This is a genomic window from Bradyrhizobium iriomotense (assembly GCF_018130765.1).
Lineage (GTDB): Bacteria > Pseudomonadota > Alphaproteobacteria > Rhizobiales > Xanthobacteraceae > Bradyrhizobium > Bradyrhizobium iriomotense_A.
Genome location: NZ_JAFCJZ010000033.1, coordinates 33156 through 45179, shown reverse-complemented (window position 1 = coordinate 45179; position 12024 = coordinate 33156). Strand labels below are relative to the sequence as shown.

The following is a 12024-nucleotide window of genomic DNA, read 5'->3' as shown; positions in this document are numbered from 1 at the left end:
ACCGGCATCGCCCAGGAGACGGCGAACCGGCCGGTGCTCTATGCCGACGATTCGGCATTCGTGGCGCTGTTGCATGTGAACAACCTCGCGCAGGCACAGGTTTCGGATCCCAACAACGATCCGAACGTCCGGCTGCAAAGCGTCCAGCGCATCAATTACGACAGCTCGATCAACGGCAACCTGATGGTGTTCGGTCAGGGGGGCAATGACTACTTTGCCGTGGACGACAACGCCGCGATCACGACGCTCGACGGCGGGGCCGACAACGACTCGTTCCAGATCGGCCAGATCTACGGCTATCAGCGTGACGGCAGCACCCATTCGCCGGCGCCGCTAGGCAACACCTTCGGCGGCTCGGTCGTGACGCCTTACGATCAGTTCCCGCAGCTGGTCAATTCGCTGACACCCCAGAGCATCTATGGGACCGTCGCCACGACGCGCGGCTGGCTCTCTGCAGGAGCGACCTCGCCGCTGGTGGCCGAGGGCGGCACGGGCGACGACACGTTCACCGTCTACAGCAACCAATCGCCGTTGCGGCTCGAAGGCGACGATGGCAACGACCTCTTCACGGTCCGGGCCTTCGCGTTGGCCGAGACCAATCCGGTCACGGGCGACATCGTTTGGGTCGATCCGGTCCAGGAGATCGCGAAGCCGAAGCTCACCAGGGGCTTCTCGACGGCGGCCGAAACCGCCATTCGGACGGGCGCCGGTGCCAATCAGGTCGAATACAACATCAATGCGCCGGTGTCGGTCGATGGCGGCAACGGCTTCGACAAGCTGGTGATCCTCGGCACCGAGTTTGCCGACCACATCGTCGTCACTGAAAAGGGCATCTTCGGAGCCGGCCTGACGGTGACCTACCAGAACATCGAGGTTCTCGAGGTCGATGCGTTGGAGGGAGACGATATTATCGACGTGCTGAGCACGCAGCCGGGCGTGGCGACGCGGGTCATCGGCGGCCTCGGCAACGACACGCTGAACGTTGCGGGTGACGTCACCGGCCCGGTGGTGTCACGCGATATCGAAGGCACCAGCGGAATGGTGAACAACCGGGTCACCTCGGATGACTCGGCCTATGACGGTATCGTTGCCGACGGCATCGATCTCAGCGTCGCACGGCCCAACCAGGGGCAGGTGATCATCGACGAGGAAGTGGCTGGCGATGCGAGCCGCGGTTTCACCGATATCAGCGAGAGCGGCACGCAGGACGTCTATGGCGTCTATCTGCAGCACGCCCCGGTCCACGGCACCCACGTCTACGTCACCATCTCGGCGGCGATGCCGCCGGAGGAAGAGCATGTGAAGGACGGGCTGCTGCATTCGGGCGACATCCTGGACGAGCTCGGCAATGGCCTGGTTCCTCTCGACGCGAACGGCCTGCCGCCGGGCGACAGCATGCTTCTGGCGGAGGACGATTCGAAGGTCGGAGCGATTGCGGCGGCGAACTACGACCGCGACATCTACCTCAACGGAACCCTCATCCACGTCCCGGCGCGGTCCATCGTGCTGGTGTTCGACGACACCAATTGGGACAAGGCGCACGAGCATCTGGTCCACCTGATGGCGGTCGACGACCACCGGCCGGAGGGCGTGCGGACGGTGGTGACCAGCCACAGCGTCCTGAGCGACGATGCCTCCTTCAACCATGCCATCGTGCGCAACGTCGAAGTGACGATTCACGACAACGACCAGCCGGGAATCCTGATCACGCAACTGGATCCGACGACGACGGACCCGGCGAATTATCCGGCGAAGTATCTCAACCATCCGAGCGACAACAACACGATCGTCCTAGAAGGTGACGACACGACCAAGGTGACCGACCTCTATGCCGTCGAGCTCGAGAACCAGCCCGTCGGTGACTCGGTCACCATTGCGCTGAAGCCGCAGGACAGCCGGATGACGCTGAGCTCATCCGACTCGCGGTTCGGCGTCGGACTGGACCAGTCCGGGATTCGTTCGGGTGTCTATTACCTCACATTCGATTCGAGCAATTGGAACAGCCCGGTCATCATTGTCGCCTCAGCCGTGAACGACGGCGAGGTCCAGGACCCGCACAATACGACGATCGTTCACTCGATCTACGTTGATCAGTCGTTGAATCTCACCTTCGCCGGCGCAACGGTGAGCCGCCAGGATCCCGCGGACCTCGGCGCCAACTGGCTGACCGACGGCTACTCGGTCGGTCACAAGATCACCATTACGGGTGGTCCGAACGCTGGCGTCTATCTCATTACGGCTGCGACCGAGACGACGCTGACGTTGAAGACTCTGGCCAACGTGGTGCCGACCTTCACCGGCGGTGTCTTCCTGAGCACCGTTAACCTGGATGGCCTCGTATCGACGACGAACACGGCATACAAGAACGCCGCGTTCAGCAGCGATACGCCGATCTATGCCAAGGTGCTGGACGACGAGACGGCGGGCGTGTTCCTGCTCGAGAGCGGCGGTCGGACGCTGGTCACGGCCGGTACGACCTCGGATGGGCCGGGGCCGGGCGATAGCTACACGATGCGCCTGCAGAGTCCGCCGAAGTCCGACGTCAACGTCGACGTGGTGACGGATGGACAGACCGACCTCGTGACCGGCGGGCGGGTCAGTCTGCAGGAAACGGGCGGGCTCCAGCCCGTGCAGCTCTTCACCGGCCACATCACCGTGACCTTTGTCGATGCGCACACGGTCATCATCACGCGCGCCAGCGGTTCGGAGACCGGCAGCTTCATCGGCGACGGATTCCTGCCGGGCCAGCGCATCCGCATCGAGGGAACCGGCGTGGCCGGTGTCGACAACGGCGACATCAATCTGCCCGGCGGTTTCTACACGATCGACTCCGCGAACGACGGCGTCACAGCGAGCACCATCCGCCTCACGGATGCCGGTGGCTCGGCCCTGCCGACGGCGTTTGGTACGTTCGATACCGACGACAACAAGACCGTGGCGATCGACATGGTCGTCGAACGCGGCCGGTACACCGGAAACGTCGACTACAGCATCACGAACGTGCCGTTCCAGCTCTTCACCGGCAACATCAGCGTGTCCGGCAACGTGATCACGAGGAACGATGTCGGCAGCTTCAAGAACGACAATTTTGCCATCGGGCAGGTGATCACCATCCTCCAGGCGGACCAGAGTGCCCTGGGAACGGCGCTCACAGTGACCGGGGTGAGCGACACGCAGCTGACGCTGAGTGGAAGCCCGGCCGCGGACGCGTCGTACCAGAACGTCAGCATCAGGAAGATGCTGGACGTGCTGGTCCGCAGGGACGGCACGAGCTGGCTCGACAGCGGTTTCTTCGAGGGCCAGCTGATCAAGATCAAGGGCATCGGCGGCGACAAGATCGAGAAGATCGATCTCATCACCGGCACGACGCCGGACAAGCTCGATATGCTGGTGCTGACCGACCACCCCGCGTCGGGCCTCTACAGCGGGTCGCTCGGTGGCAACGGCAATAACGTTACGGTGACGGTCATCCAGATGGCCGCGCGCGTGACCTATACGCCGCCCACGCCCAAACCCGACATCAACTATCCGGATACCGGTAACTGGTATCAGCAGGTTACGGTTCAGCTGATCGCCGACCCATGGTTCGACATCCAGCCGGGCCACGAGAATTTCCGCGCGTTCCCGAAGGTCGCGCACCGGCTCGACGGCATCCGTGGCCCGCTGGCGGTTGAAGGTGGCACCACCGCGGCCGACCGCTCGCTGGTGCAGGCCGTGCTGCTGCCGGGCGAGGCCAATGGCCCGCTCTTCAACATCCCGCCGCAGCCGCCGGAGACCCAGTCGATCGACGTGCTCAACATCTACAACGACGGCACGGTCGCCAACGATACGGGCACGCTGACCTCGACGGCCCTGACGGGCTTCGAGATGGGCGGCACCCTCGATTTCAGCAAGTTGCTGGCGGGTGCGCCGGCGCCGTTCGGCGAGTCTGTCAAGTATCCGGGCGGCATCAGCTACGGATCGATCGTCGTCGATCCGGACACCCATGAGTTCAGCACCGACGCAAGCCACTCGACGATCGAGTCGGTGAACATCTTCCTCGGCGCCGGCAACGACCGGCTGGACATCAACAGCACGCTGATCCCGGGCCCGGATCACAATGCCGACGGCACGATCGGCCTCGTCTCCGAGCACGGCGGCCTCACCACCGTGCACGGTGGCGGCAATGCGCCGATCCAGATGACGGCCGGCATTGCCCCCAGCAACGCCTTCAACATCACGCCGAGCCTCGGCGGCAAGACCGGCACGCTCGAACGCACGGACGGCCGCTCGTGGGTGGACGCCGGCTTCGCCGTGGGCCAGCAAGTCATGCTGAGCATCGACACGGTCGGCGGCTCCGTCACCGGTTCCTACACGATCACCGCGATCCTCGATCAGGATCTCAAGCCCGGCAGCATCCTGGTTCTGCTCGGCGCCAACGGGGCGCCCGCGCTGACGCTTCTGGCCAACGCCACCGGGACGATCTCGGTGACCGACTGGCTGCAGGTGACCAGCAACTTTGACGTTCAGGCGGACCGCATCATCCGTCGCGACGGCCTGTCCTGGGACAATCTCGGCTTCGCAGCCGGCCAGCAGGTGTCGTTCTCGCTGTCCAACGGCAATGTCGGGAACGCCACGGTCCTTGGCTTCGACAACGCCAGCACGCCGTCCGGCACCGGCTTCGGCAGTGCCTTGCTTCTCGGCAACACCACGCTGACTCCCGCGACCGGTCTTCTCGGCACCGTGGCCGTGACCAGCCGGAACGTGGTGTCCGGACCGTTTACCGTCGCGGCGAAGGCGCTGACGCGCAGTAGCGGCAGCTGGATTGCCGACGGCTTCGCCAAGGGCCAGGCGGTCGCCATCAACGGACAGCCGGGCGTGTGGTTCGTGACCGACGATCCCACCAGCACGAAGCTGAGGCTCACGGGCGGTGATCTGACGGCGCTGTCGGCAGTCCAGGCGATTCAGACGGTTGCGATCGTCCGCATCGGCGGCGATACAATCAACGTCAACGGCACGACGGAATACATCAACGGCACCAACACGGTCGCGGCGGCGCTGCCTGGCGATCCGCAAGGAACGACCAACCGCATCACGCGGTCGGATGGTCATGGTTGGGCATCGGACCATCTGGGCGACAGCGCGTTCGCGGTCGGCCAACAGATCACCATTACCGGTGAGTGGTCGTACGCCGGCGTCACATTCGCGCGCAATGCGGGCGGTGACACGATCACACGCAGCACCGGCAACTGGACATCCGACGGCTTCATGGCCGGCGAGACGATCGTGCTTTCGGGCACGACCAGCACCAATGGCAATCTCACCAACAACGGCAACTTCACGATCAAGAGCGTGAGTAGTGATGGGAAAACGTTGACGCTGACGGCGGTCAACACGGTGGTGCCGACGGTCGGAACCGAGCCGGTGACGATCGGGATCAGCGGCAATTTCCTGGTGACGGGTTTTGCCACCAGCGCCGTTGCCGGCGATACGCTGCTGGTCAAGGGCGCGGTCGGGCTCCCCACCTTCGCGGCCCCGATGACGGTCAATGTCGATGCGCCCCTGGTCGTCTACGGCGACACCACGCAGGACGGCATCTGGTACAACGGCAAGGCGGACAAATCCTCCTCCCTTGGCAAGTTCAGCAACAAGCCGCAGCCGCACATGGACAACGTGTCGTTCACCATGGCGACGCCGTCCCTCGGCCAGGCCAATCCCGAGTTCGCCGGCCTGGGCCTCGAATTCTCGACGTTTACGACGCTGGAAGGCACGTTCGGCGTCATCAAGCGCACGACCGGCGACTGGAACGGCAGCACCGATCTGACCCGCTTCCTGGTCGACGGCCTCATTACGATCGACGGCACGCCGGTCGGCAACGTGAAGACACTCACCAGAACCGATCCGGCTCATCCGCTGGTCTACAACACCCTGATCCTGAGCGATCTGACGCCCGCCTTCACGACCTTCGCGAATGGCAACCACACGATCAAGGAGTGGAACAGCGGCACGATCAAGCTGCAGCCGGGGCAGGGCCTGTTCGATCCGGGTTTCGTGCCGGAGGGCCTGATCGCCATCGGCGGCTCCTACCAGGTCGCGTTTGCCCGTTCCAATACCGGCGATACCATCACACGGTTCGACGGCGGCAACTGGCTGACCGAAGGCTTTGCAAAGGGCCAGACCATCTCGGTCTCGCTCACCACCTACAACAACGTCAACTTCACACTCGTGGACGTCACTGCGAACACCTTGACCCTCGAGGTCAAGAACAGCGTCATTCCGACGACGCTGGCGGATCCGGGAGCACCAACGATCACGGAAAGCGCACGGATCGCAGCCGACGTCGGCGCTGTCGCAATCGCGGGCTCGCAGTATCTCGTGACGTTTGCTCAGCACGCGTCCGGCGACACCATCACGAGGTCCGATGGCGGCAGCTGGATCACCGACGGGTTCAAGGCCGGCATGAACATCGCTGTCTACGGCACGCCGGACAAACCAGGCTCGCCCGGAGATCCCGGGAACAAGCGCGTCTTCCAGATCGATCATCTGACGGCCACTGAGCTGACGCTGAAGGTGTCCAACAGCGTCATCGAGGAAGGTCCGGAGCAGGCGATCATCTCCGGGCAGGGGACGAAGGTCGATACGCTGTTCATGTTCGACCTGAAGCCCGCCTTCCTGACGCTGACCAACAACGGCAATTCGACGCCGCCGCTCACGCGCACGATCGTCGAGCGCAACCGGCTCGGCCAGAATGCCGATTTCTACGTGTTCCCGCTGGCCAACGAGTACAGGTATGCGGGCAACGACGTCATCGACGCGCACAACCTGTTCGGCGACGTTCCGGCCGGGCAATTGCCGACGGTCGGTATCACGGCCTACGGCGGCAAGGGCGACGATACGATCATCGGCAGCCAGGCCGGCGATCATCTCGCCGGCGGGTCGGGCAACGACACGATCATCGGCCAGCGCGGTGTTGACCATATCTACGGCGATTCCGGCTTCAACGTCGACGTCATCACGCGCGTCCTCAACGTCGCACAGACGGCCGGCAACACCGGGACCACGGTGCTCGACAACGTCACCGACGGCGGCAACGACCTGATCTACGGCGACGCGCCGGGTTCGACCGCAACCGATGCGTTCGGCGACTACGACGACGTGATCTTCGGCGACCTCGGCGACATCGACCAGGCCACCTCCGGCTGGCGCGATACGACAAAGCCGGTTTCGCTGACCCCGCAACGCATCGAGACCACGCTATTGGCCCGGACCATCGTCAGCCAGTCCCGGCAGTACGGCGGTAACGACACGATCTTCGGTAACGGCGGCGAAGACATCCTGATCGGCGGGATGGGTAACGACTCGCTCGACGGCGAAAACGGCCGCGACCTGCTGTTCGGCGACAATGTCGCGCTCAGCCGGACGACACATCTCGGCGACTTCCGCAACGGGCGCTTCGAGACGCTTTCCGGTACGCAGATCTACAGCACCGGTTTGAGCACCGACACCCTGGCCGCCGGCCTGGATTACGCCAACGGCCTGCCGCAGGCCGATCCGCGCGGCCATGGCAGCTGGGGCGACTACCTGATCACCCTGTTCGACCACGGCAACAGCACGGTTCTGGCGCCCGTCGGCTCGTACGGCAATGACTACATCGCCGGCGGCGCTGCCGACGACATGATCTTCGGCGAGATGGGCAACGACGTCGCGCAGGGCGACGGCTCGATCGAGTACGTCTCTCACACGCTGATCGACAATGGTGACGGCACCGCCGGCTACTCCACCGCGATCGGTGGGCGGGTAGGCGTTCTCAACGTTGCCGCCAACATCGCCGGCAACCCGTTCCGCGATGCCAACAACGCCCTGTTCCTGCGCCCGTCATTCGATGGAGCATCCGACGGGCAGGATTACATCGAGGGCGGCGGCGACAACGATATCCTGTTCGGCAACCAGAACCAGGACGACCTGATCGGCGGCAGCTCCGATCTGTTCAGCCTCAACACGCCGGCCAAGCGGCCCGACGGCTCCGACCTGATCTTCGGTGGTTCGGGCCGCGGTATCGCCCGCAATGCTATCGGCGATGCGGCGATCGACGGCAACGCGTTGATTGCAACCACGCCGAATGGCCATGCCAACGACTCCGACTCGATCATCGGCGACAATGGCGACGTCATCCGCCTGGTTGGCATCAAGGGCCAGGTTGCGCCACCGGTCGGCGCACTCGTCATCACCGGCACGATGACGCAGGCTGGCAACCCGGTGCAGACGCTCAATGGCTTCCTGTCATTCAACTACGATAACTACAACAGCGCGGTGGGCTTCGTTCGCATCATCCCGCGCGTCGACCGGCTGCTCGACTATACGCCGGGCGGTGTTGATTTCGATCCGGTGCACCAGCCATCCGACATCGGCGCTTCCGACGAGTTGCATGGCGAGTCCGGTGACGACTTCATCTACGCCGGCAAGGGCGAGGACTGGCTGTACGGCGAGGGCCAGGACGACGACTTGATCGGTGGCTACGGTAACGACTGGATCTCCGGCGGCACCGGCTCGGACGGCATCATCGGTGACGACGGCCGCATCTTCACCAGCCGCAACAGCCTGAGCGCCGACGCGGCCAATGCGAACTATCTGGTCAGCGTGGGTGAGCCGCTATTCGGCATCGCCCCGTTGCTCTCCAGCGATGCCGATCCGAAATACAGCAATGGCAACGCGCTCAACGAGTTTATCTTCACGCCCGGAAACATGCAGATCGACACGATCAATGTGAGCGGTGCCCTGAAGAAGACCGTCGACCTGACGCCGTTCAGCTCGGACCCGAGCTTCGACGGAACCCGCGACGATTTCTCGGTCGTCAGCACGAAGAACAACGGCGCCGCAAGCGATGGCAAGACGCGACGGCACAACGACGACATCATCTTCGGCGGCCTGGGCAGCGACTGGATCCATGGCGGTTCCGGCGACGATGCAGTGTCGGGCGCCGAGGCGTTGAAGCTGTCCTTCACGCAGATGCAGAACCCGACGACGCTCGAGCTCACGGGCACCGCCGAGACCGACTACTATCATCCGTTCAATCCCGGCGACGCGCTTCGCTTCAATCCGACGGATCCGGACGGCAAGTTCACCCATCCGCACATCGCAAACCGTACGGGCGAGTTCGCGCTGTACGACGAGAACAACCCGATGCGGAAGATTCTCCTCAATGGGGATGGGACTGCCAGCAGCACGGGTACCGGCCTCGAGTGGTTCCTGAACTTCGACCAGACCGAGGGCGTCCTGAGGCCGGGCGGCACGACGCCAGGCAACCAGAACCAGTCCGTGACGTATGGACCGGTCCGCGACGACGGCAACGACGATATCTTTGGCGACAACGGCAACGACTGGATCGTCGGTGGCACCGGCCGCGACCACACCTATGGCGGCTGGGGCAACGATCTCCTCAATGCCGACGATGACCTGACGACAGCGGGCGGGCTGAACAACGTTCCGGAGACCGCACCGACCTATGAAGATCGGGCTTATGGCGGAGCGGGCAAGGACGTTCTGATCGCCAACACCGGCGGTGACCGGCTCATCGACTGGGTCGGCGAGTACAACAGCTATCTCGTGCCGTTCTCCGAGTTCGGCATGGCCACGGTCAGCCGCACGATGCAGCCGTTCCTGCACCACTTCCTGTATGCGGAGTCCCTGAGCGACGGCGTCGATGCGACGCGGTACTCCGACCTGAACAATGGCGCGCTTCCGCCGGCCCCGACCAAGGCCAACGACCCCATCCCGAGTCGAAATGGCGAGCCGGCCGGCGAGCTTGGTCTGGTCCTGCAACAGGATGCCGCCTGGCACGCCCAGACCGGTGCACCGACCGATCCGCAGGCGGGTAACACCCCGGGCACGCAGCGCGACGTGCTGCGTAGCGCGAGCTACGCACCGAACACCATAACCGGCATGTTCGCCGACAGCGGCAGCTGGACCGTGACCAACAGCACCTACCAGAACAGCACGTTGAAGGTGAGCGGTGACAACGTCAGCCTGTTCGATCTCGACATGTGGCTGCCGGGCAATTTCTTCGAAATCCAGTCCACCATGAAGGTGTCCAGTGGCGGCACCCTGCAGAACGGCTTCATCATCTTCGACTATCAGGGAGCGAACAACTTCAAGTACGCGGGTATCGACGTCACCAACAACCTGATCAAGATCGGTCAGCGTTCGGACGCAGGCTGGACTGATCTTGCGACACTTTCCGCTGGCAAGCCCGGATTGGGTTTGAACTCGCAGAACACTCTGCTGCTCTCGGTCAACGGAACGGCGGCAACCTTGACGGTGACCAGTGCGAACGGCGGCAAGGCCGCGAGCACGCTGAAGCTGTCCTATGCGTTCAATGCGCCGCTGAACACGGGAATGGTCGGCGTCGGCACCAACAACTCCATCGCCGCGTATACCTCGTACACGGTGCAGAGATTGCCGATAAGCTTCACCTACAATGTGCTGGAAGATTTCTCGGACGGCGTCGCAAATAACTTTGCGGCCCAGACCGGCACATGGACCACCACCAGCGGGACGAGCGGTCGTTACTCTGCGGTTCCGCCGGCGAACGATGCCGCCTTCTCCACACGTGCGTTCGCGGTTGCGCCACTGTCCTATGTCGAATACTCGGCGACGGTGAATGCGGCCAAGGCCGGCACATCGGCGGGGCTCACCTTTGCGTACACATCGACCAACGACTTCCTCTATGCCGGCATCGTCGCCGGGACCAACCAGGTCGTGCTCGGACACCGCAGCAACGGCACCTGGTACGTCGATGCCGTCGCAAGCACGACCATCGCGGCCGGGACCGACTACAGTCTGCTCGTAGCCCTGTCCGAGGGCGTGACGAATAACGTCAACGTCGTGCTCAACGGCAAGAGCGTCCTGAGCTTCAACTACAACGTCCTCGTGCACGACGGCAGCCTCGGGCTCTACGCCCGCAACGGCAATGCGTCCTTCGACAACGTGCTGATCCGCGGCGACGATATCGCCTATGCCGGTGGCGGTACGCCGCAGGTGGCGGCGCTGGCGGCGCCTCCGGCAACGGACGTCGCCGTTGTGACGGCCGACCAGTTGACGGCCATTGTTGCGGCCGCGAAACAGGCATGGACCGCCGCGCTTGGGCCGACCGATCCGCGTCTGTCGATCCTCGATCAAGTCACGGTCCTGATCGCCGACCTGCCGGATCAGATGCTGGGCGCGACGACGGGATCCACCATCGTTCTTGATGCCGAGGCTGCTGGTTGGGGATGGTTCGTCGACCCGACGCCCGGCGACAACCGGGAGTTCGCGATCCGGCTGTCCGGCGAGGTATCCGAAGCTGCATCGTCGAGCCCGGCCGCCGGACACATGGACCTCCTCACGACGCTCGTCCATGAGATGGGCAATGCGATGGGAATGCCGGAAGACCTCGGCGACGACGTGGCCGGCATGACCTTGCGCTCAGGCGAAAGGCGTCTGCCGGAGCCTGCCGGGCATACGGCGCCGGCTTCCGCGGCGGTGCTACAGAGTGCGGCTGCCGCTCAGGCCGCGCCGCAGATCACGCTGATCCCGCTTGCACCGGCAACGACCACGATCGCGCCGCCGCTAACAGTGGTCGCCAGGGCGGACGAGCCCAGCGGCATTACGCTGATCTCGAATATCCTCCTAAGCCCGATCGCAGGCGCGTCGCAGAACGCCGAGATCCGGAAGTCCGCCGGCACAACCGAGGATCTCGGTCAGTCCTTTGTCTCGCTGTCGGCAAGCCTGACGGGCGGCGTCCCGAAGAGTTCGACAGTCTCGCAAGACGATGTCTCTACGCCGGAGCATCACTCCTCGCGGATTATCAATAGCGCGAAGGAAACAACGAGCATAAACTGGCACAATAGTCTCGATGCAGTTGAGCATCTCGCTTCAGGACCTTCGAATGGTTCGCAGGAGTGGCTCGACGATTTCCTGAACCACGTGGGCCAGAACAAGACCCAGTGGAATCCGAACGCTGGTCTCCGCGTACGTCCATTGTCGATCAATCTTCAGGGCCATGCCTGA

General features: G+C 63.7%; 1 protein-coding gene (cut by a window edge). It reads left to right on the top strand.

The features are described 5' to 3' along the window. On the top strand, positions 1–12024 hold the 3' end of the coding sequence (locus JQ635_RS36240) for an LEPR-XLL domain-containing protein (protein ID WP_211414554.1). The gene continues 16059 nt to the left of window position 1, outside the view; the window shows 12024 of its 28083 coding nt (coding positions 16060–28083); the start codon falls outside the window, past its left edge; the stop codon is at positions 12022–12024.